Origin of the sequence: Luteolibacter flavescens (assembly GCF_025950085.1) — a bacterium.
Lineage (GTDB): Bacteria > Verrucomicrobiota > Verrucomicrobiia > Verrucomicrobiales > Akkermansiaceae > Haloferula > Haloferula flavescens.
Window position 1 is genome coordinate 404,072 of the sequence record NZ_JAPDDS010000001.1, and the last position, 25,302, is coordinate 429,373.

Below are 25,302 nucleotides of genomic sequence, written 5' to 3' on the forward strand. Positions count from 1 at the left end.
GTTGCGGAACAGGTCGCCCGCGCCACGCTTCCAATCACCCCGGCCGCTCCGTGACCAGCGAAAACGCGCCAGGGTGGAAACACAGAAAGTGCTTGATTTCCCAATGATCTGAGCATCCCCGGCCACCCGGATTTCTTTCGACGAAAGCGTGCAGAATCCCCGCTGGACGCTGGGGCGTCAGGCCGTTAAACGCGGCCCGTCATGGCCAAGAAACCGGTGGTGCTCATCATTCGCGACGGCTGGGGTGTGAACCCCGGGGGTAAAAAGACGGCGAAAAAGGACGGCAATGCGACGTTGCTCGCCAAGACCCCGTTTCATGACGTGGCGCTGGAGCAATATCCCAAGGGCTTCCTCAGCGCCTCCGGCCTCGATGTGGGCCTGCCCGAGGGCCAGATGGGCAACTCGGAAGTCGGTCACCTGAATCTCGGCGCGGGCCGGATCGTTTATCAGGATCTTACCCGTATTAACAAGGCGATCGAGGAAGGCACGCTGGCCAAGAACAAGACCTTCAAGAAGGCGCTCGCCGCGGCGAAGGGGAAGCGCCTGCATTTCCTCGGCCTGCTTTCAGACGGTGGCGTCCACTCGCATCAGGATCACCTTTGCGCGATGGTCGCCATGGCAAAGGAAGCCGGGGTCGATGACATCTACGTCCACGCTATCACCGATGGCCGCGACACCTCGCCGACCGGCGGTGCCGGGTATCTTTCCAAGGTCGAGGACGAAATCGCGAAGTACGGTGCCCGCATCGCCACCGTGACCGGCCGCTACTACGCGATGGACCGCGACAAGCGCTGGGAGCGCACGAAGCTCGCCTGGGACGCCATCGTCCACGGCATCGGCGAGGCAAAGGACGTGCTCGCCTCCGAGGCGGTCGCCGAGAAATACGGTGACGAGAAGACGGACGAATTCCTGCTGCCGATGGTTTTCGTCACGCCGGGCAAGAAGCTCGTGCGCGACGGGGATGTCGTGCTGTTCTTCAACTTCCGCGCCGACCGCGTCCGCCAGATCTCCGAGGCATTCCTCACCGAGGGCACCTTCAAGCCTTTCAAGGCAGGCCGTCGCCCGAAGGTCAACTACGTGACCCTCACCCAGTACGACGCGAACTATAAGTGCGACGTCATCTTCGGCCCCGACAAGCTCAAGATGGGCCTCGGCGAAGTGGTCGCGAAGGAGAAGAAGACCCAGATGCGCATCGCGGAAACGGAAAAGTATCCGCACGTCACCTACTTCTTCAACGGCGGCATCGAAAAGCCGAACAAGGGCGAGGACCGCTACATCATCCCGTCGCCGAAGGACGTGGCCACCTACGACCTGAAACCGGAGATGAGCGCGAGCAAGGTGACCGGCACCGTGCTGGAGCAACTGAAGAACTACGACCTCGTCATCCTGAACTTCGCCAACCCCGACATGGTCGGCCACACCGGCGTGGTGGAGGCGGCCATCAAGGCCTGCGAAACCATCGACGCCGATGTGCAGGCCATCGTCGATGAGACCCTCAAGCTCGGCGGCAAGCTCCTGCTCACCGCCGACCACGGCAACTGCGAATTCATGATCAACGCGGACGGCTCGCCGAATACCGCGCACACGACGAACCTCGTCCACCTGATCTACGTCGCGGAAGATGCCGACAAATTCGAGGTGAAGGACGGCATCCTCGCCGACGTCGCACCGACACTCCTGGAAATGCTCGGCCTGCCGAAGCCGAAGGAAATGACGGGTGAGTCTCTGCTGGTGAAGAAGTAATCCGCAGCGGCAAACGGCAGCCACGATAGGAGGCCTCGGCGGGGTTAACTGTTCTATTGAACATTTTAAAATTCCCCACTAGGCTTCCTTCATGGCTGCCGCCGTGATCGAGCAATTGCGCAAGCAACTGCGGGAGAAATTCCCGCAGGCTCATGCGGCTTCTCCACTGGTTGGCGGGGAGACTGCGTCCGAGCAGCCTTTCGATCCGGCTTACTTTCCCGAGGGGGCGATCTCGGAGGTCATCGGCTCCGGCCTCGGCCTTTTGGTGACGGGGCTGTTGGGCGAGCCCCGGGAGGTCTCGCCGCTTCCGGATTTCATTCTCGTGGATGGCGGGGATCAATTCGATCCCGCTTCATTCACCCCCGAGGCCTGCTCCCGGCTGGTATGGGTCCGGTGCGGCACTGCCGCGGAAATGCTGAAGGCGACGGACCTGTTGGTCCGGGACGCGAATGTCCCGTTCATCCTGCTGGATACCTGTGGGATCGCCCGCCGGGACTTGAGCGGCATCCCGGCTTCGGCGTGGTGGCGGCTGAAGCTGGCGGCCGCCACGGGAAATTGCAGGCTCGTCGTCATGTCGCCCGTGGCGCAGGTGCCCTGTGCCGCGGTGAGGGTCGCCCTGAATGCACGGCTGGGCTTGGAAGATCTGGAGCTTCCCCGCCGCGAGTTGGTCGCACGGCTGCGGGTGGTGCCGGAGCGGATGAAACGTGTGAAGGGATGACGTGTCATGTTCGCTGCGCTCCATTTCCCCGATCTCACCGTCATGGCGGCATTGCGGGCTTCACCCGGTTCGCACGGCCAGCCCTGCGCGGTGCTGGAGGCGGATGTCGATCCCGGGGCGATCTTGGAAAAGGTCACGCTCGCCTTGCAGGCCGTGAACGACGCGGCCCGGATGACGGGCATTTCCGCAGGCTGGCCGCTCAACCGCGCGCTGGTCCGCTGCCCGGATCTGAAGGTGCTCGCGCCGGATCCGGCGGGGGAGGCGGATCTCTTGCGGCAGTTGGTAGAAGCCGCGGAAGGCATCACTCCCGACATCGAGGTCACGGCAAAGGACACGCTGCTACTGGACCTGTCCCGCACGTCATCCCGGCATGCAGCCCGGCTCGCGGATCTGGAAGTGGCGGATGCGTGGCCGCTCCACGTGCGTGCCGCCACGCCGGATCTGGCACGTCTCGCCGTGCGGCACGAGAGCTGCCATGGCCGCACGGTAACGCCGCGGAAGATCGCCGCGCTGCCGGTGGCGCTCCTGAATTTCCTGCCGGATGGCGCGGCGCTCCTGCCGCTCTTGAAAGACTGGGGACTCGCGACCCTCGGCGATTTCATGCGGCTGCCGAGGCAGGACCTCACCTCCCGGCTAGGCCCGCAGGCCGGCTCGTGGCACGACCTGCTGCATGGGAAAACCTGCCGTCTGCTACGGCTCCATCGGCCGCCGGAAAGCATGGCGCAGTCCATGGACTTCGAGGAGCCGCTGTCCGGCACCGAGCCGCTGGTGTTTGCCTTCAAGCGACTGCTCCATGCCCTCTGCGCGCGGCTGGCCGCGAGGTATGTCGCGGTGAAGGCATTGAAGATCGTCTTTCATCTGGAGCGGGGAGCTTCGTTTGCCCGCGAGATCCGTCTGCCGGAGCCCCGGGTGGAGGAAGGGGAATTGCTCCGGCCGATCCAGGTGCTGCTGGATTCCCTGAAGACCGGCAGCAGCGCAACCGGACTCTCGCTCGATGTGGAAACCACGCTGCCCACCGCCGCGCAGCGCGATTGGTTCATCCGCCAACTCCCTCAGCCGGAGCGCTGGTCGGATACCTTGGCGCAGTTGGAGGCATTGCTGGGTCCAGGCAAGGTCGGCATCCCGGTGCCACCGCTTTCCCATCGACCGGACGATTTCAAGCTCCTCCCGGCGGACGGGCATTCACCGGCAGACCGGGCAGGGTTCTTTCCTGCGAATTCGCTGCCTCTCCGTCGCTTCCGCCCGGTCGCGCCGGTGATGGTGGCCGCCGATGCTCATCCCCGTCAGCCGCGTCCCTTGGCTTTGCTCACGGGGCCGTGCCGCGGACAGATCATGGAAACGCGGGGGCCGTTCCGCCATTCCGGACACTGGTGGGATCCCGGAACCGCGTGGCAGAGGATCGAGTGGGACGTCCGCCTGGCGAATGACCAACTCCTGCGGCTCGCCTTCACGCCGCCGGACCAGTGGGTGATCGATGGACTCTACCAGTGAGCGATGAAGCCATGGCAGATCGCGGATCCAGCACGCTCTCGAAAGGATGAAAGCCAGCCTTCCATTCCATGAGTTCCATGCCCGCTCGGCATTCTCCTTCCTGCGGGGGGCGAGCGATCCGGAGCTTCTCATGGAGCAGGCGGCGCGGGTCGGCCTGAGCACGATCGCCCTCACGGATCACGAGGGATTCTACGGTTCCGCGCGTGCCTATCATGAAGCGGGGAAGCGTGGCATCCGTGCCATTACCGGGGCGACCTTGGAGCTGGATGGCGCGCATGTGCCGGTGATCTGCACCACGCGGAAGGGCTACCGCATTCTCTCCCGTCATCTCACGAACCGTCATTTGAAGGAGATCGTGGAGCACGATGAAATGAATGGCGGCGACTTGGTAGCCCTGACCGGTGACCGCGAAGGGCCGGTGATGCGACACCTGCTCCGCGACGACCGGGACGCTGCACTCCAGGCAGCGCGTGGCCTGGTCCAATTGTTCGGCCAGGGGAATGTGTATGTGGAGCTTCTCCGCCATGGCCTGCGCGACGATGCGAAGCTCAACCGCGCCCTCGTCGATCTGGCGCGCCACCTGCGCCTGCCGCTGCTGGCCAGCAATGCCCCGCTGTATACGATGCGCGAGGACCGGTTGCTCGCAGATGCCTTCACCTGCCTGCGCCATCACACCGCGCTGGATGCCGCGGGCAGGCTGCTGGAGCCAAATGGGGAACGTCACCTGAAGTCGCCCGCCGAGATGGCGAGCCTCTTCGCCGATATCCCGGAAGCCTTGGAAAACACGCGTGAACTCGCGGAGCGAGCCACCTTCACCTTGGAGAAGCTAGGCTACGAATTTCCCTGCCATGAAGACGAGACAGGGCGGCTCATGTCATTGGACGAGCAGACCAAGCGCCTGATCGAAGAATGCGATGACGGTGTGAAGTGGCGCTACGGCAAGATCACTCCGAAGATCAAAGGACAACTGGAGAAGGAAATCACACTGATCGGTCGGCTGCAGCTTTCGGGCTACTTCCTTATCGTGCAGGACATCGTGAGATACGCCCGCAGCCAGAAGATCCTCTGCCAAGGGCGAGGCTCCGCAGCGAACTCGGTCGTCTGCTATGTGCTCGGCATCACCAGTGTCGATGCCGTGGCGAACGATCTTGTCTTCGAGCGCTTCCTCTCGGAAGGTCCCAGCAAGAGCGAATACAAGTCCTGGCCGGACATCGACATCGACTTTCCCTCCGGAGATCAGCGCGAGAAAGTCATCCAGTATGTCTTCCGCAAGTATGGCGCGCGCGGTGCGGCGATGACGGCGAATGTGATCACCTATCGCGGGCGCTCCGCCTTCCGCGAGATGTCAAAAGTCCTGGGATTTCCGCCGTCGATTGCCGACCGGTATTCAGCGCTCGGCAGCACGCCTCATCACTGGGCGGAGTCCGATGACAAGAACCCAAAGACAGCGGCAGAGTTGGAAGCGGAGCGGAAGGAAGCCTTCGAAGCCAGGATGGCCAACCTCTTGCCACCCTCGCATCCGCGGTTGGCGGCCTTGGAAAAACTCTACCATGCCGTACTCGGGCTTCCGAGGCACCTGGGCCAGCACTCCGGCGGCATCGTGATCTGCAACCAGGGTCTCGATGAAGTCGTGCCCATCCAGCCCGCGAGCATGCCGGGCCGCACCATCGTCCAGTGGGACAAGGATGACTGCGAGGATCTCGGCCTCGTGAAGATCGACCTGCTGGGGCTCGGCATGCTGGCTGCGATGGAAGAAATGATCGAGGTCCGCCGGCGGAAGGAACCGGACTTCGATCTGGCAGGCATCGATCTCGATGACCGCCGGGTTTACGACATGCTCCATCGCTCCGATACGGTGGGCACCTTCCAAGTGGAGTCACGCGCGCAGATGGCAACGCTGTCGATCCTGCTGCCGAATAAATTCTACGAGGTCGCAATCCAGGTCGCGATCGTGAGACCGGGGCCGATCGTGGGGAAGCTGTTGCACCCCTATTTAAAAAGGAGGAGGGGTGATGAGAAGCCCGATTGGATCACTCCTGAGTTTGAGCCGATCTTGGATAGGACATTGGGCGTTCCGCTGTTCCAAGAGCAGGTCTTGAAGATGGCCGAGAAGATCGCCGGCTTCACCGGTAATGAGGCGGCGGAACTCCGTCGGGCGATGTCCTTCAACCGCTCGGACAAGCGGATGAGAGAAGTCACCGCAAAACTCAGAGAACGCATGGCCGAGCGGAATGTCGTCGAAGAGGTGCAGGAGAAGGTGATCCACGCCATCGGGAATTTCTCGCTCTACGGCTTTCCGGAAAGCCACGCCCTGTCCTTCGCTTCCATCGCCTACTGGTCGTGCTGGTTCAAGGTTCACGAGCCCGCCGCCTTCTACTCAGGGCTGCTCAACAACCAGCCGATGGGATTTTACTCGGCGCATTCACTCATCCAGGACGCGAAGCATCACGGGATGAGGATACTCCCCGTCTCGTGCCTGCATAGCGCGGTGATGACGGAGGTGGTGGATGATTCGACCATCCGCTTGGGGCTGCATCGCTTGCGCGGTGTTTCAAAAGAGACGCAGGATAAAATCGAGAGGGAGAGACAGCGGGAGCCATTCGATTCCTTGGAGGATTTCCTCAGGCGTGTGGCACCGAATGCCAAGGAGCGGAGGATTCTCGCGAAGTCGGGAGCCTTGAACGATCTCCCGGAACTCGGGCACCGCCGCAAGGCGATGTGGCAGGTCGAGTTGCCGCTTTTCGAGGATCTGTTAGATCCTGTCGGCCGGAAAACCGGGGAGGGGAGCGAGGTGCTGGCTCCCATGAGCATGCCCGAGAGGCTCGCATCGGACCTGGCGATCCAGGGAGCCTCCACCGGCCCGCATCCCATGAAGCTATGGCGGCGGAGCCACACGGAGCTGAAGCTGGCGAATGCTGCGGAACTCCAGACCCTGCCACACGGCATGCCCGTGAGGGTGGGCGGGCTGGTGATCTGCCGTCAGCGTCCGGGCACGGCGAAGGGGCACTGCTTCATCTCCCTGGAAGACGAGACCGGCATCTCGAATCTCTTCGTCAAGAAGGAGACCTTCCAGCGGTTGCGATTGGTCATCGTCAGCGAATCCTTCCTGATGGCAGCCGGGCGGGTGCAGATCTCGGAAGGCGGGCAAAGGACGGTCTATGTCGAAGACGTCCTACCCCTGCCCGGCGCGGAGCCCCACCACGCCGCGGAGTCGCACGACTTCCACTGAAGATGCGTTCTCGCCCGTCAATAATTGCCTCTCCGGTGATTTTTCAAGTGCGGGGGACCCGGGGGCGGATTATCCCGTGCGCATGCTTCTCGGCGTCAATATCGACCACGTGGCCACGCTGCGGCAGGCGCGCTATGCCTTGCTCCCGGACTCGCCGAATGCCGAGCCGTCGCCCTTGCAGGCGGCGCTCGATGCCCGGGAGGGTGGGGCGGACTCGATCACCATCCATGTCCGCGCCGACCGCCGGCACATGCAGGATCGCGATGCCTTCGAGGTCCGCAAGGGCTGCCCGCTGCCGGTGAACCTGGAAATGGGCGTGACCGCCGAGATGACGAAGCTCGCCCTGGATCTCAAGCCGGAGTTCGCGTGCCTGGTGCCCGAGACCCGCGAGGAGGTGACCACGGAGGGCGGCCTCGATGTCGCCGGGCGTCTCACCGAGGTGAAGGCCTGCGTGAAGATCCTTCAGGACCACGGCATCCGCGTGTCGCTCTTCATTGATCCGGATCTCCATCAGATCGAGGCAGCCTCGCAATGCGGTGCGGAGATGATCGAACTGCACACCGGTTGCTTCGCCAATGCTATCGACGCTGAACTGGAGCGCGAGATCAGCCGCCTGATCGAGAGTGCGAAGGCCGGTCACGCCGCGGGCATCCAGGTGAATGCGGGGCACGGCATCAATTACACGAATATCTTCCGCCTCTTCGCGGTGCCTCACCTCACCGAGTTGAATATCGGGCACACCATCGTCTCGCGCGCGATGCGCGTCGGCTTCGCGACGGCCGTGCGGGAAATGAAAGAACTCATGGCGGGATACCCGGAAGCATGAAGCTCTTTGGCATCGGCATCGACGTGGTGGAGGTCGAGCGCATCGAGTCCTCGATGGCGGAATTCGGCGAGCGCTTTGCCATCAAGATTTTCACCGAGGGCGAGCGTGCCTACTGTAGTTCGCAGAAGCGCCCGGCGATCCATTACGCGGCCCGCTTTGCTGCGAAGGAAGCCGTGGCGAAGGCCTTCGGCACCGGCATCGGCAAGGACCTCGGCTGGCTCGACATGGAAATCGTCCGGAAGGACAGCGGTGAACCGGAACTTGTTCTGAGCGGTGTGGGGATGGCCTATGCCAAGCAGAAGGGTATCGCCGAGGTGAAGATCAGCCTGACCCACGCCCAGCACTACGCCGCAGCGAATGCGGTGGCACTCGGCGAGTGAGTGACCGGCCCGCTCAGAGCGCGCGCAGCATTTCCAGGGCTTCGTGGAGCTTCTGCTTCGTGTCCGTGGAGGTGAGGCGCGGGAAGCGGCGGCCTTCCAGCATGATGTAGTCGCCACCGCGCTGGAGCATCAGGCGCTGGCCCTTGATCTCCACGGAGGCCACGCCCTTGCCAGCGGCGACGAGGCGGATGCGTCCGACGGTGATCAGGTTTTCGGCGGGCTCCGGGAGTCGTCCGAAGCGGTCCCGCCAGCGTGATTCCATCTGGTCGAGGTCCTTCTCCACCATGCTCTCCGCGAGCTCGCGGTAGGCGCTCACGCGGAGCTGGGTTTCATCCAGCCAGCCGCTCGGCAGATACGCGGGCAACAGCGGCCCGTCCCCGGATCCGCGGGCAAATTCCGCTTCGGAGAATGCCACGAAGTCGCTGCGGAAGGTCGCTTCCACGCGGGCCTTCGGCGTCTTGCCCTGCAGGCGGTCCACCGATTGGCGGAGGAGTTGGCAGTAGAGATCGAAGCCCACCGCCGCGATGTGGCCGCTTTGCTTCGTGCCTAACAGATTGCCCGCTCCCCGGATCTCGAGGTCGCGCATGGCGATCTTGAAGCCGGAGCCGAGGGCGGTGTATTGCTTGATGGCGTGGATGCGTTTCCGCGCGTCGCCCGCGGTGATGAAGTCTCGCGGCAGCAGGAGGATGGCGTAGGCTTTTTCACCTGCACGGCCCACGCGGCCGCGGAGCTGGTAGAGATCCGCGAGGCCGAAGCGGTCGGCGCGATCGATCAGGATCGTGTTCGCATTCGGGATATCGATGCCGGTCTCGATGATGGTGGTCGCGAGCAGGATGTCGGCTTCGCCGTGGACGAAGTTCCGCATCACCACTTCCAGCTCGTCCTTATCCATCTGGCCGTGGCCGACGAGGATGCGGGCCTCGGGGACGAGTTCCTGGAGCTTCTTCCGCATCATCTCGATGCTCTTCACCCGGTTGTGCAGGAAGAAAACCTGCCCGCCGCGCTTCATTTCCCGCAGGATCGCATCGCGGATGATGCGCTCGTCATACTGCACCACGCTGGTGTGGACGGGCACGCGGTTCGGCGGCGGCGTATCGATGGTGGACATGTCGCGCGCGCCCATCAGCGCCATGTAGAGCGTGCGGGGGATGGGCGTGGCCGACAGCGTCATCACGTCGATGCTGCGGAAGAGTTCCTTGAACTTCTCCTTGTGCTTCACGCCGAAGCGCTGCTCCTCATCGACGATCGCGAGGCCGAGATTCTTGAAATGCACGTCCCCGGAAATGAGGCGGTGCGTGCCGATGACGATGTCCACCGAGCCATCCGAGAGACCTTGGATCGTCTGCCTCACCTGCGCCGGCGTGCGGAAGCGATTCAGTAGGTCAACGCGGATCGGATAGTCGCTCATGCGCTCGCGGAAGGTCCGCCAGTGCTGCTCGGCGAGCACGGTGGTGGGCACCAGCAGCGCCACCTGCATGCCACCGGTAGCTGCCTTGAATGCCGCGCGGATCGCCACCTCGGTCTTGCCGAAGCCGACGTCTCCGCAGATCAGTCGATCCATCGGCTTGGCCGATTCCATGTCGCGCTTCGATTGCTCGATCGCGCGGCGCTGGTCGGGCGTCTCGGTGTAGTGGAAGGAGTTTTCGAATTCCCACATCCACCGCGAGTCGGGCGGGTGAGGGGTGCCGGGCTCGGCCTGCCGCTCCGCCTGGATGCGCAAGAGCTGGGCGGCGTAGTCGAGGATGGATTTCTCGGCGCTCTTGCGGATGTTTTTCCATGCCGCTCCGCCGAGCTTGTTCAGCTCCGGGGTCTTGCCACCGAGGCCGACGTATTTCGCGACGAGGTGTGCCTGATCGATGGGGACGGAAAGCAGGCCGCCATCCTTGTACTCGATGCTGATCTCCTCGCCGCTCTCACCGGGAGCGATGCCGCGGAAGCGCCCGATGCCGTATTCGTAGTGAACGACCAGATCGCCCTCCTCGATGTCATCGAGCGAGGCGCGGGCCGTCAGGATGCGTTTCGTCTCCTGACGGCTGCGCTTGATCGTGCCAGGAGTGCGGTAGCGGCCGAAGAGCTCGCTGGAAGAAAGCACCGCCATCCGCACGGACTGCACGGTGAAGCCCTGGATCAGCTCGCCACGCAGGCGGATGACGTGGGCCACGGCCTCATGTCCTGCCAGCTCCAGGAAGCGGTCTTCCTCGCCCTTGTTAGAGAAAACCATCCCGACCCGCCAGCCGAGCGCGCGCCACTCATCGATCTGGTCGAAGAATCGCTGGCGACGGCTTTGCTCCAGCACGAAGTCTCCCGCCTCGAAGGTGCCGAGCGGGCTGCCGTAGCATGCGATGGAGAAATCTTCCTCGCCGCAGCCTTCCGGGGCACCCGAGATGATCCTCACCCCGGCCTCGACATCGGCATCCTCGAAGGCGATCCGGACGTCGCCCTTTCTAACATAATCCGCGACCGTTGCCTCGAGTTCAGGCTCCGCGAGCAGCAGTTCGGCCTGTGGCAGTTTTCCGATCGAAGCCTGTGTATCGACATCGAACTCCCGCAGGGAATCCACCTCGTCGCCGAAGAATTCGATGCGCAGCGGTCGGCCACCTTGCCATGGGAAAACATCGAGGATGCCGCCGCGGACCGCGAATTGCCCGCGCCCTTGCACGGTGGTCACGCGGTCGTAGCCGTGAGCGGAAAGCTTCGCCGCGAGATCCAGCGGATCCGCCCCGGCACCCTGCTTCACCACGATGCGGCTGCCCGCCAGTTCGGTGGGTGAGGGGGCTCCTTGGGAAAATGCCTCCGCGCCACAGAGAATGACGAAAGCGTCGCGCTGTGATGCCGTATCCAGCACTTCGAGCCGCAGTGCCGCCGACTCGGGATCGGAGAGCTGCCCGCCCTCAAGCTCCACCGGCATCTCGGGAAGGTCCGCCGCATCGATGCCCCACATCTCCAGTTCCGCGGCCAGTCGCTCCCGCTGCCGGGGCGCATCGCAGACCAGCCACAGCCGCTTCTTCCCGGACGTCGTCAGGTGCTTGCAGATGACGGCGGCGAGCCATGCGTGGGCGGCCTCGTCGATGTGGTCGAACACGACGATTCCCTCGCCCGAGACCGCATGGGTCAGGCGCTGCGCGAAATCCGGCTGCTCGATCGCCCGCTGCAGCCAGTCATCCTGGTCGTCCGCCTTGCGGGGCACGCGTTCTCCGTAGCCTGCATTTGCCGCGGGCCAAGCCCGAAACCGCGGATTTTCAACACATGTGTCATTTTCGACACGGAAATCCACGCAAGTGCCATCCGGGGGACATGCTACACCCACGGTGAGGATTGTTTGAAACTCCTGACTATCCATCCATGAGAATCGATATCGTCACCGATACCTTTGCCCCGGACGTGAATGGCGTGGCCATGACCCTTGGTCGGCTTTGCGATGGCCTGCGCCGCCGCGGCCACCTCGTCCATGTCATCCGCACCGGCGAGGGCGGGGGACGCGGCGAAACCATCGCCCCCTCGGTATCACTCCCCGGCTACAAGGAAGTGCGAGTCGGCCTGCCCGGCTCCTTCAAGCTCCGCAAGCGCTGGATGAAGCGCCGCCCGGATGCGATCTACGTGGCAACGGAAAGCCCGCTCGGCATCTCAGCGATCAAGACGGCGAATGCCCTGGAGATCCCGGTGGCCACGGGATTCCACACGAATTTCCACCAATACATGGAGCAGTATCGCCTCGGGGGCCTCCAGCCCGCGGCGATGGCCTATCTCAAGAAAGTCCACAGCCGCGCGAATCTCACCATGGCACCTACCCGCGATGTGGTGGACATGCTACTGCGCGAGGGATTCCAGAATGTCCGCCTGCTCGGCCGCGGCGTGGATACCGAGCTTTTTCATCCTGCCAAGCGCGACGCCGAACTGCGCGCCTCATGGGGCGCACGCGATGGCTCGCCGGTCGCGATCATCGTGGGCCGCGTGGCCGCGGAGAAGAATCTGGCGTTTGCCATGGAGTGCTTCCGGAAGATGCGCGAGCGCATGCCGGACCTCGCCTGCGTGGTCGTGGGCGACGGGCCGATCCGTGAGAAGCTCCAGGCGGAGCACACCTTCGTTCACTTCGCCGGGGTGCAGACCGGCGAGAATCTCGCCCGCCACTATGCCTCGGCGGACATCCTGCTTTTCCCAAGCGAGACGGAGACCTTTGGCAATGTCCTCCTCGAAGGAATGGCAAGCGGACTGGTAACGGTGAGCCATGACTACGCTGCCTCCGGTCGCCACGTGATCCACGGCGGCAATGGCCTCAAGGCACCGAAGGGGGATCGCGAGGCGTACCTGGCCGAGTGCTTCACCGCGCTGGACCGCTGGCGTGACAGTGCCTTCCGCGACGAGGCGCGCGCAACCACCGACAGCCTCGGCTGGGATCAAGTGGTGGAGTCCTTCGAAAATCACCTGCAGGAAGCCTGCGAGGCCCGCGGCCCGGTGACGCTCACGCTGAAGGAAAAGAGCAAGCGCCCCAAGCGGAACTTCCGCACCATCTTCATCTCGGACGTCCACCTCGGCACCGAGGATGCGAAGGTCCACGAGGTGATCGATTTCCTGAAGCACACGCGCTGCGAGAAGCTGGTGCTGAATGGCGATATCATCGACGGCTGGGCCCTCAAGCGCGGTGCGAAGTGGCGCAAGCGCCACAGCCGCTTCATCCGCACGGTGCTGAAGAAGATGGAGAAGGACGACACCGAGGTCATCTACCTGCGCGGCAATCACGATGACATCCTCGACCGCTTCCTTCCGCTTGCCTTTGGCAAGATGCAGTTCGTGAAAGAGCACATCCACGTCGGCGTCGATGCGAAGCGCTACCTCGTGGTCCACGGCGATGGCTTCGACAGCGTCTCGACCAATCACAAGTGGGTCGCAGTGATCGGCGCGGTGGGCTACGACCTGCTGCTGAAGGTGAACCGCGTCTATAACAAGTATCGCGCTTGGCGCGGGAAGGAATACTACTCCGTCAGCAAGGCGATCAAAGCGAAGGTGAAGTCCGCCGTGAGCTTCGTCGGCGAATACGAGCAGCAGCTCCAGGAACTGGCCCGGACGAAGAACTGCGACGGCATCATTTGCGGGCACATCCACACGCCCGAGGACAAGCAGGTCGGCGAGATCCGCTATCTGAATTCCGGAGACTGGGTGGAAAGCCTGACCGCCATCGTGGAGCACCACGACGGACGCCTCGAACTCATCCGCCACGCCGAATTCATGGCCGAGCTTGCCTCGGAAGTCCGGCCCGCCCGCGGGGCAGCCGCCAATGTCATCGAGATGGAGCTTTCGGCCTGAATCCAGCCGCCAGCCGACTGCGTGCTTGTCGCGTCTACGGGTGACCTGTAGCAAACTCCACTGATGGAGTTGTCGCCTGCTACCCGGTTTTCGTTTTACCACCGCCTGCTCCTGGCGGTGGTGTCCGGCGGGCTCTATGCCCTGGCGTATCCGCCGCTCGGGTGGAGGTGGCTGGTGGTGCCGGGATTGGTCGGCTTGCTGGTTGCCCTCCACGATCAGAAGGGATCGCGGGCACGGGTGCTGGGCCTGCTTCACGGCATGATGGTCTTCGCCGTCGGCTTGTCGTGGCTCTATCAGCTCTTTTCCCTTTATGCGATCGTCCTGTGGATCATTCTCGCGGTCTTCACCGCGGCATTTGCGCATTTCCAGGGCCTCGCCACGGCTCGTGGCTTGAAAGGATGGCACCTTGCCGTCTTCACCGCATTCAATTGGGGCGGCTGGGAGTTCATCCGTTCGGAGCTCTTTCCGCTCAAGTTCCCATGGTTCAGCGCGGGCCTGTCCATCGGGCCGAATGCCCTGCTGCCATGGATCGGCGTCTATGGGGTGGGGGTGATCGTCATCCTCGCGGCAGCGCTTCTTTCGCGGAAGCATTGGAAAGGCGCGGCATCCGTGTTCGCACTTCTGCTCGCGGCGTGCTTGCTTCCCTCGCGGCATCAGACACCCGGCGCGGAAGATCCCGCCGCAGTGAAGGTCGGCGGTGTGCAGTTGGAAAACGTCACGATCCATGACTTCATCCCGGCAACGGAATCACTCCCTGGGGACGTACGTTTCGTGGCGTGGCCGGAATACGCGCTGCCCTATGACGTGCAGGCCTACCCGCCGGACTGGAAGCTCCTCCAGCAATTCTGCCGCGACCGCGACATCACCCTGACCCTCGGCACCCAGCGTCGCGAACCGGACGGCGTGACATGGCGGAATATCGCCCTGACCCTCGATCCCGACGGCCCGCGCGGTGAGCACACCAAGGCCCACCCGGTGCATTTCTTCGACGACGGGATCGCCGGGAAATCAGCCATGCCGATCGACACGCGCCATGGCAAGGTCGGCACGCCGGTGTGCTTTGATTGCGATTACGAGGGTGTGACCCGCCGCATGACCGCCGCGGGCGCTGAAATGTTTGTCGTCCCGGTGATGGATGCGAAAGCCTGGACTGCCCGCCAGCATGACCAGCATGCGGAATTGATGCGTATCCGGGCCTGCGAGAATGGCCGGTGGATGTTCATCTGCGCGACTTCCGGGGTCTCCCAGGTCATCGACCCGCATGGCCACATCCACGGACGCCTTGGCGCGATGGAGGAGGGGACCCTCACCGGCACGCTGCGCAGGGAGTCGGGGCTCACCTTCTACACCCGCCTCGGCTGGCTGACCCCGTGGATCGTCCTCGGCATCGCCGCCGTTTCCTGGATTTCGCTGATCTGGACAAAGCGCCGCGGCAAGGTCGCGGAGACTGCACCCGCCTGACCAGAATTCAGCCGGGTGAAGGAAGCTGTCACCCATCCCCATTCCCGCACTGGACGGCCACCGGGCGGGATGTCATGTAGCGGGCATGTCCGACGTGCTCTTGATCCGCCAGGTCCGTGTGGTTTCCGAAGATTCGCCCGCCTTTGTCGAAGCCGACGTGCGGGTGGAAAAGGGGATCATCACCGCCGTGGCGGCAGGACTCCCCGTGCCGGAGGGTGCCAGGGTCATCGAGGGCAAGGGCCGCCTGCTGATGCCGGCGATGTTTGACGCCCACGTGCATTTCCGCGAGCCGGGGTTCGAGGCGAAGGAAGATATCGCCAGCGGCACCGAGGCCGCGATCAATGGCGGCATCACCGGCGTGGTGATGATGCCGAATACCTCGCCCGCCATCGACTCGGCCGCAGTGGTAAAGATGCTCTACGACAAGGCAAAGGCCGTCTCCCGCATCCCGGTCTACACCTCCGGCTGCATCACGAAGGGCCGCCAGGGGAAGGAACTCGCCGCCATCGATGGCATGCGCGCGCTCGGCGTGAAGATGCTCACCGACGACGGCGATGGCGTGGGCGATCCCGCCGTGCTCTACCGCGCCATGCAGTATGCCAGCGAGTTTGGCATGTTTTTCGCCAGCCACTGCGAGGTCCACGAGCTTGCCGGCCCGCGCGCGCTGAATGACGGCCCCATGGCCTACAAGCTCGGCATCAAGGGCAGCCCGGCCTGCGCCGAGGAAATCATGATCGACCGCGATATCCGCCTGGCCCACGCCACCGGAGCGCACATCCACATCCAGCACGTCTCCAGCAAGCTCGGCATGGAGACCATCCGCTGGTGGAAGGAGCGCGGCGACGTGAAGGTCACCGCCGAGGTCGCCCCGCATCACCTGATGTTCCGCGACGAGGACATCGGGAACTACGACACCCACTACAAGATGAACCCGCCGCTGCGCACGGCGGAGGACAATGCGGCCCTGCTCGAGGGGCTGAAGACCGGCGTCTTCGACCTGCTGGCCACGGACCACGCTCCGCACACGCCTTTCGAAAAGGCGCAGGATTTCACCAGCGCGCCGAATGGCATCACCGGCCTGGAAACGGCGCTCGTCTCGATGTTCGACCGCTACATTACCACCGGGGCACTGACTTGGGACGTGCTGGTGAAGCGCTACTCCTCCGAGCCACGACGCCTCATGGGCCTGGAGCCCGTGCCGGTGGCGGAAGGAAAGCCGGCCGATTTCATCCTCTTCGACCCCGAGGGCAGCACGACCTTCTCGGTCGAATTCATGAAGTCGAAGAGCCGCAACACGCCCTTCCTCGACAAGACGCTCAAGGGCAGCATCGATCTCGTCGTGCTCGGCAGCGAGGTCCTGCTGGAGCGCTGACCGGTCCGCAGCGGAGACGGTTTTGTTCAGCGGGACGGGCCGCTGAACGTGATGGCGGTGCCGAATCGCACCACGATGAAAACCGTGGCGACGATGAAGGCATGCGGCCAGCGCAGGTAGCAGAACTGCCGCACCGCCCACGCCGCCAGCCCGAAGCCGACGAGTAGCGCCAGGATTCCCAGGAAGTAGGACGAGAATGCCGTGATGATCGTCACGCCAAAGGCGATCAGGAAGGTGCGGACCAGCGACGTGTCCGCCTCATGACGGGCGATGAGCCACATCGTGAATGACATGACCAGGGCGGAGATGAGGGCTGAGATCATGAAATCGGGAGGGAAGGAGGCGAGGGGAGTCTCCGGTCACTCGCCCTTGCTTGTCGATGCCTCGACGAATGCCTTCAGCAGTCGCGCCTGACGGCCGTCGGTGGGCAGCATCTTTTCCGGGTGCCACTGGACGCCGATGAGGAAGCGCCCGGGATCGGTGGTTTCCGTCGCCTCGATCACGCCGTCCGCCCCGCGGGCCACCACACGCAGGCCCTTGCCCACGGCATCGACCGACTGGTGATGCCAGGAATTCACCTCGAAGGAGGCGTCGCCATAGATCCCGAGGAGCTTCGAGCCCGGCTCCAGCGTCACCTCGTGGGTCGTCCCGCGATGATTGCCGCCTTTCTCGGACGGGATGTCCTGCACCAGCGAACCGCCGTGGAGGACATTGATCCACTGGCTGCCCAGGCAGATGCCGAGCAGGGGCTTCTTGCTCTTCTCGATCCACGCCTTGCCCAGCGCCTTCTCGAAGTGGAAGCGTTTGTCATCCAGCACCTCGACCGTCTCGTGCTGTTCCTCGCCATATTCCGACGGCGGGATATCTGCACCGCCCGGCAACAACAGCCCGTCCAGCTTCCGTAAATAGCCTGCGATCAAAACGGGATCCGCCTCATGATTCGGCAAGATCACCGGAATCCCACCCGCATCCCGCACCGCCTTCACATACGCCTCACCATTCACACTCGCGATCCCGATCAACGGCGCATCCGGGGACAACGGGGGAACTTCCTCGGCACGAACTCCGAGGAAGAAGGGAATTGTAACAAGTAGGGAAAGGCATGCGCTGCGAGTCATGGGGGGAGATCACAATGAATAATCGGGGAGAGATCCAGCGACGAAACCGTAGCAAAGCTGGCGAACCGGCAGCTACTCACTAACTTCGCCTTTATAGGGATCTTCCGAATTTTTCGTTACACTGCCCCAGCGGCTTCGGAATTGAGCATTGAGTTCTTGAAGGATATGCCCGATCCGAGTGCCTACCAAAATATGAGATTTTTCGTGATGTTCGGTAATGATTGCAGCGAGGCGAGGACACCCGTGTTCGTCCGTGGCGAATATAGCCCCGCCACTGGTGCCGTTCATAAGACAGATTTCTCTGCGGTGGCCAGTTTGAGAATCGACAAATCCCTTTCTTCGATTGAACGCCACGAAGAGATGGCTGTTCGTTGAATAAGCTCCCTTCAGGCGGCGACTCTCGCTGACCACAGACGCCTTAACCGAAAGGGTTTCATTTTCAACACCGGGCCCTGACAATCGACCTTTCTTCGCTGGATATCCTTCGACAAAGACCTCTGTTCCTTCTGGATATGTTTCAACATCGTGCAGATCGAGTGGGCTTAGAAATGTGAATGCTCCTTCGACTGAGCTCGCAGATTCTGAATCGAGAATGAACCCTCCGAAGTCGTAAGTGTCTTTTCCTATTTCTCCTTCGCTAGGATTCCGCCAAAACGCGACGCCATTAGGTCTGAACAGCCCACGGCTTCCGGGAATCATGGGAACGTAGAGCTTCGTGAAAAACGCCATCACATGAGCAGCGGTGAGGAGGACATGCTCAAATTGGTCGGCAATCAGAACACCGCTCCCGATCTGGATAGGACGCTTTGAGTCTGGGGGAAGTGCCCATATCGGAACGATGCAGTTGGATCTGAAGGCCATTTGGGTTCCTCGAAACGGGGCGAGTGGGCTGAGATCAGCTCAAGCGAGCAGGAATGTCAAGATTTTTAATTCCGCATTACATACATTGTAACAAGTAATTAATGGGGTTGCTCGGAACGCTCAGACTGCGCGCGGGCTTTGCTGAGTGGTGCCTTTCGAGGGCCCGTCACCGAAGCAGTCCCTCCAGATCTCCACTCGTCCAGTTGGTTGGCGGGTTATCTTCGGTATCGCCGGTGGTGGCGTCAATGAGGGCTCGTTTCTTGTCCTGCATGCGGCGGACGCGTTCCTCGACGGTGTCGCGGGTCATGAGTCGGTAAACAGTCACGGGCCGGGTCTGGCCGATCCGGTGGGCTCGGTCGGTGGCTTGGGCTTCGACGGCCGGGTTCCACCACGGGTCCAGATGGACGACGGTGTCCGCAGCGGTCAGGTTCAGGCCGAAGCCGCCGGCCTTGAGGCTGATCAGGAAGACCGCCGGACCGGCCTCGGACTGGAATGCATCCACCAGCGATTGCCGGTTCCGGGTGCTGCCGTCGAGGCAAAGCACCTTCCCGTAGCCGGATTTCAATCGCTCCTCAATCCTTCGTAAATTCTTGGCGAATTGACTGAATACCAGCGTTTTTCCTGAGTTGTCAGAGCGCTCGCCGAGCAACTCAAGCAAACGATCGATTTTAACAGCGCTTGACTCCTTCCGCCCCGGCAGCTCCAGCAGCCCTGGATCCACGCAAGTCTGCCGCAACCGTAGCAGCAGCGTCAGTAAATGCATACGTCCAGCGCCCTCGCCTTGCTGGTCGCGGATGCGCTCCAGCTCGTCCAAGCCCGACCTCGCGAGGCTCGCATAGAGAGCTGCTTGGTCGTCGGCCAAGGTCAACCACTCGTCGATCTCGATCTTGTCAGGCAGATCCTTGGCGACCTGCTCCTTGGTCCGCCGCAGGACATACGGCGAGATCCGCAGTCGCAGCCGCTCCATCAGCCCCGCGGAAGCCTTAGGGTCGGTCGAGGTGTCGTCGTAGCGCTCCTTAAAATCCTTTCGGTCGCCCAGATAGCCGGGCGCAATGAACCGGAAGATAGCCCAGAGATCCTGGACCCGGTTCTCGATCGGCGTGCCGGTCAGAGCGATTCGTCCGCCAGCCTGAATCTTCGCGAGAGCCTTGCTTGTCTCCGCATCCGGGTTTCGCAGCAGGCTCGCCTCGTCCGCCACCAGCACGCTGTATTCCCTCTGGAGGTGGAACGCCAGATCCCGGACCAAGGTTCCATAACTTGTGACAACAATATCCGCCCCCGGAACCTGCTCGCGCAACCGGTCCCGGCCGGAGCCATGGAATTCGAGGCATTTCAAACCCGGCGCGAACTTCTCGAACTCCGCCCGCCAGTTCCCCAAGAGCGACGTAGGCGCCACCACGAGAGCCGGAGTCTTCGGGGGGCTCTCCAGTCGCTTCAAGTGGTTGATGGAAGCGATTGTTTGCAGAGTCTTCCCTAGTCCCATCTCATCAGCAAGGAGCGCACCTCCAAGGCGTTTCAAGCGATCCGCGAGCCATGAAGATCCGAGTGTTTGATACGGACGCAATTCAGCTCGAATCCCTTCGTTTGAAATTTGATCAATTTCGGAAGATTGATCACTTGTAATTCGCGATTTACTTAGTTTTTCACGTAAATTCTGGAATAGGATTCCAGCCGCCCCGGAAAGCCGGATTTCTTCATCCGGTCGGCCAATTCCCAGCTCTGAAACCAACGGTTGCACCAGTTCCTCGCAGTCACGGCTGAAGACCAGCTCGGCACCGCTCTTCAGGGTGGCCCGGCGCTTCCCGCTGCCCAGCAGGCGCCGCATTTCCGGCCCTGGAATCTTCTGCCCCCCGGTGGTCTGGAACGACAATTCAAACGCCAGCGAAGAACCGAAGTCGGCTTTCTGCTCGATCTCCGGGCGGACGACATGGACCCGCTTGAGCACCTCGGCAAGCCGATCCCCTTCCCTCACCGTCCATCGCTGGCGGAGTCCGGGGAGATCATCGGCGACGAAGGCGAGGATGGCATCGCGTCCCCGCATCTGGAACCGGGCGCGGCGCTGCCCGGGATCGAATCCGGCGACGATCAGCAGGTGTCGGGCGGCTTCCTCCGAGTCGAGTTGGCGGGTCTGCAGGTGACCATCCGGCGCAATGGCGGGCAGGCCGGGCAGATCGTCTCCGGGGTCCGGAAGAGCCCGGGGCGAGAGACCCGGGTAGCGGACGGAGAGCGTGGCATCGAGCGAATCCAGCGATCCATCCAGATCCAGCACGAAGTCCGGTGCGGCGCTGGCGAAGCGCAAGTCGCCGAGCCACCCCAAATGAGGCGCTTCAAACAAGTCGAGCCAAGCATCCAGATCCGCAAGAAATTCGGTGGCGAGAAGCCGGAGTTTTCCCTGGCCAGCCAACGCACCCACCCGCTCCAGCCAACCCGATCGTCCCGAAGCAGCGGGCAACCGGACCGCGGCAGACCGGGTGACGAAGGCGGGACTCGCCCCCCAGCGGACAAGCTTCCGGCGGGTTTCGCTGGGATCGAGTGACAAGAAAACCTGTGAGCCCTCCAGCCGGCTATCGCCAAGGCGGAGAGGCGGACCGGGGTCCGGATCCAGCCGGAAAGGGCCGGGCCGCCCCTCGATCTCGATCCGGGGGTGCCCGGCGATACGGTCGAGCAACGCCGCGGCATCGTCCCCGGCCAAGCGAAGTGCGAGCACTCCACCCTCGGCGGACTGACCCCGATCGGCCAACCAGGCGGTCAGCGCGATGTCCGACGGGGTGACAATATCGCCGCTCGCCGGGACAAGCCGGACCGAGAGCTTGCCCTCCAGCCACTCGGACTCCAGGCGCGGGGAAAGCCGGATTTGCCAGGCGACAGGAGTGATCGGCGCGGCGGGTTTTGCAGGAGTCGTTGCAGGCCCGGATGCTTTCTTAGTGGCGATGGACGATAGGAGGACAGCCACCGCATGCGCGCAGACACCGCCTGTGGCCCGATATTCCGGACAGCCGCACTGCACGCCGACATCGCTCGGCCCGTTGATTTTGACGATGGGACGGAGCGATAACTTGCCCTCCCGCATCGTGCCTTGGATGAGATTTCCATCGGCGGAACGCTTGAGACCGGCGACCAGATTTTGATCGGACATGGTTTTCCCTTCCTTGAACGGCTTCCAGCCGGTCAATCCCCTCACCCAGTCTTCCGTGATTTCCATGTGGCCCGGAGACGTAACAACGGGTTCGGGTTTTGGGCGAGGGAAAAGATAGTATGAGGTGAAATTGAGGGGTGGATATTTTATTTTTCTAATGAGGTGGTTATTTAGTTGCGACGCTCAAGCAATGATACAACCTATAACATAAGCCGCCGCTGTTGGTTTTTATTAAATGTGCGATCACCCGTAAAAGATTTCGATCATTGGGTAATTTTATCGCATTGCCAGCCATCAACCCGATCACTCATATCTATTATTTTTTGGGCGAGGCTTGTTGGTTTGAGTGACCCCTAATTAGGGAAACGTAATGCATGACAGTATTTGCAATGGGATAATTTTAAACAGGATGGCTATACTGGTAATCATGAGGACCGGAAGAGGTCTTCTGATTTGGGGTTATATCCAGATTTATCGGATTGTCGGAATCAAGTTGTTCGAGGCCATTGTCTAATTACCGGGCCACAGGGCCTACTATCCAAGCGGGCCAGTGGCCGCGCGCTCCCAGCGATATTGATCCCAGCGACACCCATTTCTAACCGCTCTTATTCTTTGGGCGATTGTGGGTATGCCTCCGCGGCGAGCTGCACGGAGTCCGAGACGGCCACTTTTTTGAATTGCGCGGGCGGACGGGCGTGCCTCCTTTGCGGCACGCAATGTCGTCGCTGAACATCCCCGAAGTCTGTGGCGTGATGCTGCTGCCCGATTGCACGCTTTTCCCACACGGGGGGCTGCCGCTGCACACCTTCGAGTCCCGCTACCGGATGATGCTGGCGGATGCGCTCCAGGGATCGTGCTTCTTCGCGGTGACGCGTCTTCTTGGAAAAGAGACCGATGACCTCTCGCGCTGCGCCTCGCCGGTCGGAACCATGGGTCTGGTGCGGGCATCGCGGGAACTGGATGACGGCACCTCAAACCTGCTCCTGCACGGGGTGATCCGGGTGAAATTCATGGACTGGCTGGACTCCCCCTACCCGAAGGCGCGGATCATTCCGGTGCCGTCCATTTTCGAGCCGGAGTCGCAGGCTCCCGGTGCCTTGTCCGCTCTGCACGAGGCCGCCGGTCATGTGACGCGCGGACTGCCGACCGAGGTGCGCGAGGCGCTGGTGAACATGACCGACCAGATCGACGATCCTTCGATTCTGGCGGACGTGATGGCGCAGCAATTCCTGCACGACCCGGACGAGCGGCAGGATCTGCTGGAGATGGAGTCCGCAGCCGCGCGCGTGGCGTGGATCTGCCGGAAATTTGAGGCGCTGTCGTGAATGCGTCCCGCAGCGGTGTGGCGAGCGCGGTGACCGCCTTTTTCCTATGGGGCGTGCTGCCGGTATTTTGGAAGGGCCTCGGCTTTCTACCGCCGCTTTCCATCATCGCGCACCGCACCGTGTGGTCGCTGGTACTGCTGGCGATGCTGCTCGGTTGGCGTCGCCAACTCGGCGAGGTTTTCCGCGGCCTATCCACGTGGCGAGGCGCGGGCTGGCATCTGCTCTCGGGCGGACTGCTGGCGTCAAACTGGTTGCTCTATGTGTGGGCCACGCTGAATGGCCGCATTCTGGAGGGCGCGCTCGGGTATTACCTGAATCCCTTCCTAAACATGCTCTTCGGCGCATGGTTCTTCGGCGAACGGCAGAATCGCCGGCAATTGCTCGCGGTGGGGATCGCCGTCGCCGGGGCGGCTTGCCAATTCCTCGCGGTAAAGGGAGTGCCATGGGTGGCGCTCGTGCTGGCCATCACCTTCGCGCTCTACGCCGTCGTGCGAAAGAAAGCTCCGCTCGGAGCGCTGTCCGGACTGGCTGCGGAGACGGCCTTGATGGCGCCCATCGCGGTCGGTTGGCTGGCCTGGCAGGCGTGGAGCGGCGAGGCGTGGTTTGGAGAAGGGAGCACGCAGGCGCTGCTGATCATCGGCACGGGTCTGGCCACGGCCACGCCGCTGCTGTGCTTCGGCCATGCGACGCGGACGATCTCGCTGACCACGCTCGGCATCCTCCAATTCATCGGGCCGACCCTGCAGTTCCTGATCGGCTGGCAGATCTACGGCGAGCCGATGACATCGCTGCGCCTGCTTTCCTTCGCGTTGATCTGGACCGCCGTGGCGATCTACGCGGCCGATGCTTGGCAGACGGGACGAGAGAAGGCGGCGGGCTCCGAGGTTTGATCTTGTCCCGATCTGTTGGAGTCGCTTGCCTCACAGGGTCATGAGTCAGGATACGCAGTGGTTTGTCTCGCAGGAGGACCAGCAGTTAGGCCCCTACACCGGGGATCAGATGCTTTCATTCGCCCAAGGAGGAAATATCACCCGCGAATCCCTCGTCTGGGCAGAGGGCATGGCGGAGTGGCTGCCAGCCGGGCGGATCGACGGGCTTTTCCCCGCCGCCGTGAAAGTCGCAGCCGCTACCGCCAAGCCGGTCCCCGCCGCGCGCGTGGCCACGGCGCAACCGTCCGGGCCCATGCGTGCTGGCGCTACGACTCCGGGCCGTGCCACCCAGCCAGCGGCGCGGTCCGGTCAGGCCACTGCTGCCGCGGCGACCCAGACTGCCCAGGCACAGGGTGGGAATGCGGTCTTCCCGCGTCCGCCGGTGCCACTAGCCTCATTCGGACTGTATGCAGGCACGGTCGCTGCCGCGGTGGTCCTGGCATTGGTCGGCGGTCTCACCATTTTCATGGCGGCCCGGCATCCGGAGTCGATCCAGCCGGACCCGGCGCTCGGGATCATCACGCTCGTTTGCTTCTCTCTGGCCGGCCTGTGCCTGATCGCCGCCCAGGTCTTCGCGCTGATGAACTTGTATCGCGCGTGGTTCTGCCTCTCGCGGGCCGGGGCCACGGTCACGCCGGGCATGGCGGTCGGCCTGCTTTTCGTGCCGCTTTTCAATGTCTACTGGCTCTTCCGTGCCTACTACGGCTTCGCTCAGGAGTGGAACCGCATCACCCATTTCTTCGAAGACACCCGGCGGGGGCCGAAGATGTCCGAGGGCGTCTTCCTCGCCTTCTGCATCTGCTCGCTGATCCTGCCGCCGCTGGCATTCATCCTCGCCTTCCCGGTGATGGCCGGGCTTTGCAACGCGATCAATTTCATCGCCCGCCGCCCGCTCCAGGCACGCGCGCCAATGCGAACCCGCTGACTAAGATGGGCACGAAAAAGGGCGGGGCACCTCAGCGTCCCGCCCTTTTTGAAGATTCGTAGTCGGGAAAATCCTGGATCAGCCGATCTCGGTGCGGCCGGAAAGCTGGGCACCACCTTCCATCGAGAAGTTCTTGGCCTTGATGTCGCCGTCGAGGCGGGACTTGGCCTTCAGCTCGCAGTGCTCGGAGGTGATCTTGCCTTCGATCTTGCCGAAGACCTTCACGTCGCCGGCGGTTACGTTGCCCTTCACGACGGCGTTTTCGCCGATGGTCACGCGGCCCTTCTCGGAGATGATCTCACCCTCGATCTTGCCGTCGATGATCATGTCATTCGAGAAGCGGATGGATCCGGTGATCTCGATGCCGCTGGAAAGGACGTTGGTTGCGTTCGCCATGGGTCCGAAATTCAGCAGAGGGACCGCGGGTTGGCAACCGGATTTCCCGGCTAAATCGTGTGGCGTGCGGCTTCCCATTTTCCCCTCCACC

General features: G+C 62.7%; 18 protein-coding genes. 12 read left to right on the plus strand and 6 right to left on the minus strand.

Annotation, left to right across the window (positions count from 1 at the left end; translation table 11 throughout):
* The first annotated feature begins 201 nt into the window (after positions 1-201).
* From gpmI to acpS, 6 genes are all read left to right on the plus strand, one after another.
* The gene (gpmI, locus tag OKA04_RS01730) at positions 202-1,743 is read left to right on the plus strand and encodes a 2,3-bisphosphoglycerate-independent phosphoglycerate mutase (protein ID WP_264499391.1); all 1,542 of its coding nucleotides are present in this window, start codon (positions 202-204) and stop codon (positions 1,741-1,743) included.
* A 91-nt stretch (positions 1,744-1,834) separates the two neighbouring features.
* Positions 1,835-2,461, plus strand: coding sequence for a hypothetical protein (locus OKA04_RS01735; RefSeq protein WP_264499392.1), 627 nt, complete (start codon positions 1,835-1,837; stop codon positions 2,459-2,461).
* Positions 2,462-2,467: 6 nt separating this feature from the next.
* Complete coding sequence (locus tag OKA04_RS01740; protein ID WP_264499393.1) at positions 2,468-3,952, plus strand: DNA polymerase Y family protein; 1,485 nt, start codon at positions 2,468-2,470, stop codon at positions 3,950-3,952.
* 46 nt (positions 3,953-3,998) lie between these two features.
* On the plus strand, positions 3,999-7,181 hold the full coding sequence (locus tag OKA04_RS01745; protein WP_264499394.1) for a DNA polymerase III subunit alpha: 3,183 nt from the start codon (positions 3,999-4,001) through the stop codon (positions 7,179-7,181).
* Between the two features lie 82 nt (positions 7,182-7,263).
* Positions 7,264-8,007: a pyridoxine 5'-phosphate synthase gene (locus OKA04_RS01750; RefSeq protein ID WP_264499395.1), complete on the plus strand. Its 744-nt coding sequence runs from the start codon at positions 7,264-7,266 to the stop codon at positions 8,005-8,007.
* Complete coding sequence (gene acpS / locus OKA04_RS01755; protein ID WP_264499396.1) at positions 8,004-8,387, plus strand: holo-ACP synthase; 384 nt, start codon at positions 8,004-8,006, stop codon at positions 8,385-8,387. The genes OKA04_RS01750 and acpS overlap by 4 nt, the downstream gene beginning before the upstream one ends.
* Before the next feature lie 13 nt (positions 8,388-8,400).
* Here acpS and mfd read toward each other — a convergent pair whose 3' ends face one another.
* A complete protein-coding gene (gene mfd, locus OKA04_RS01760; RefSeq protein WP_264499397.1) occupies positions 8,401-11,574 on the minus strand; it encodes a transcription-repair coupling factor in 3,174 nt (1,057 codons plus the stop codon).
* Between the two features lie 155 nt (positions 11,575-11,729).
* Here mfd and OKA04_RS01765 point away from each other — a divergent pair, with 155 nt between their 5' ends.
* The 3 genes from OKA04_RS01765 (at position 11,730) to OKA04_RS01775 (ending at position 16,521) form a co-directional block, all read left to right on the plus strand.
* Entirely contained in the window at positions 11,730-13,688 is a 1,959-nt protein-coding gene (locus OKA04_RS01765; RefSeq protein ID WP_264499398.1) for a glycosyltransferase, read from the plus strand.
* Between the two features lie 63 nt (positions 13,689-13,751).
* Entirely contained in the window at positions 13,752-15,149 is a 1,398-nt protein-coding gene (locus OKA04_RS01770; RefSeq protein ID WP_264499399.1) for an apolipoprotein N-acyltransferase, read from the plus strand.
* An 85-nt stretch (positions 15,150-15,234) separates the two neighbouring features.
* The gene (locus OKA04_RS01775; RefSeq protein WP_264499400.1) at positions 15,235-16,521 is read left to right on the plus strand and encodes a dihydroorotase; all 1,287 of its coding nucleotides are present in this window, start codon (positions 15,235-15,237) and stop codon (positions 16,519-16,521) included.
* Between the two features lie 26 nt (positions 16,522-16,547).
* Here OKA04_RS01775 and OKA04_RS01780 read toward each other — a convergent pair whose 3' ends face one another.
* From OKA04_RS01780 to OKA04_RS01795, 4 genes are all read right to left on the minus strand, one after another.
* Positions 16,548-16,844 (minus strand): hypothetical protein, encoded by a 297-nt coding sequence (locus OKA04_RS01780; RefSeq protein WP_264499401.1) that lies wholly within the window; start codon positions 16,842-16,844, stop codon positions 16,548-16,550.
* Positions 16,845-16,880: 36 nt separating this feature from the next.
* Entirely contained in the window at positions 16,881-17,639 is a 759-nt protein-coding gene (locus OKA04_RS01785; RefSeq protein WP_264499402.1) for a gamma-glutamyl-gamma-aminobutyrate hydrolase family protein, read from the minus strand.
* A gap of 72 nt (positions 17,640-17,711) precedes the next feature.
* Positions 17,712-18,500 carry a trypsin-like serine peptidase gene (locus tag OKA04_RS01790; RefSeq protein ID WP_264499403.1) on the minus strand — a complete coding sequence of 263 codons (789 nt, stop codon included), beginning with the start codon at positions 18,498-18,500 and terminating at the stop codon, positions 17,712-17,714.
* Between the two features lie 166 nt (positions 18,501-18,666).
* Positions 18,667-21,702, minus strand: a complete 3,036-nt coding sequence (locus tag OKA04_RS01795) for a DEAD/DEAH box helicase (RefSeq protein WP_264499404.1) — start codon at positions 21,700-21,702, stop codon at positions 18,667-18,669.
* Positions 21,703-22,352: 650 nt separating this feature from the next.
* On the opposite strand from OKA04_RS01795, the gene OKA04_RS01800 reads away from it, so the two are divergent.
* From OKA04_RS01800 to OKA04_RS01810, 3 genes are read left to right on the plus strand one after another with little or no spacing between them, the layout of a single operon-like run.
* Positions 22,353-22,961 (plus strand): LON peptidase substrate-binding domain-containing protein, encoded by a 609-nt coding sequence (locus OKA04_RS01800; RefSeq protein ID WP_264499405.1) that lies wholly within the window; start codon positions 22,353-22,355, stop codon positions 22,959-22,961.
* Positions 22,958-23,851, plus strand: coding sequence for an EamA family transporter RarD (gene rarD, locus OKA04_RS01805; protein WP_264499406.1), 894 nt, complete (start codon positions 22,958-22,960; stop codon positions 23,849-23,851). The genes OKA04_RS01800 and rarD overlap by 4 nt, the downstream gene beginning before the upstream one ends.
* A 40-nt stretch (positions 23,852-23,891) precedes the next feature.
* Positions 23,892-24,815 carry a DUF4339 domain-containing protein gene (locus tag OKA04_RS01810; RefSeq protein ID WP_264499407.1) on the plus strand — a complete coding sequence of 308 codons (924 nt, stop codon included), beginning with the start codon at positions 23,892-23,894 and terminating at the stop codon, positions 24,813-24,815.
* A 78-nt stretch (positions 24,816-24,893) separates the two neighbouring features.
* On the opposite strand, the gene OKA04_RS01815 is transcribed toward OKA04_RS01810, so the two are convergent.
* Positions 24,894-25,211: a bactofilin family protein gene (locus OKA04_RS01815; RefSeq protein WP_264499408.1), complete on the minus strand. Its 318-nt coding sequence runs from the start codon at positions 25,209-25,211 to the stop codon at positions 24,894-24,896.
* Between the last annotated feature and the right edge of the window lie 91 nt (positions 25,212-25,302).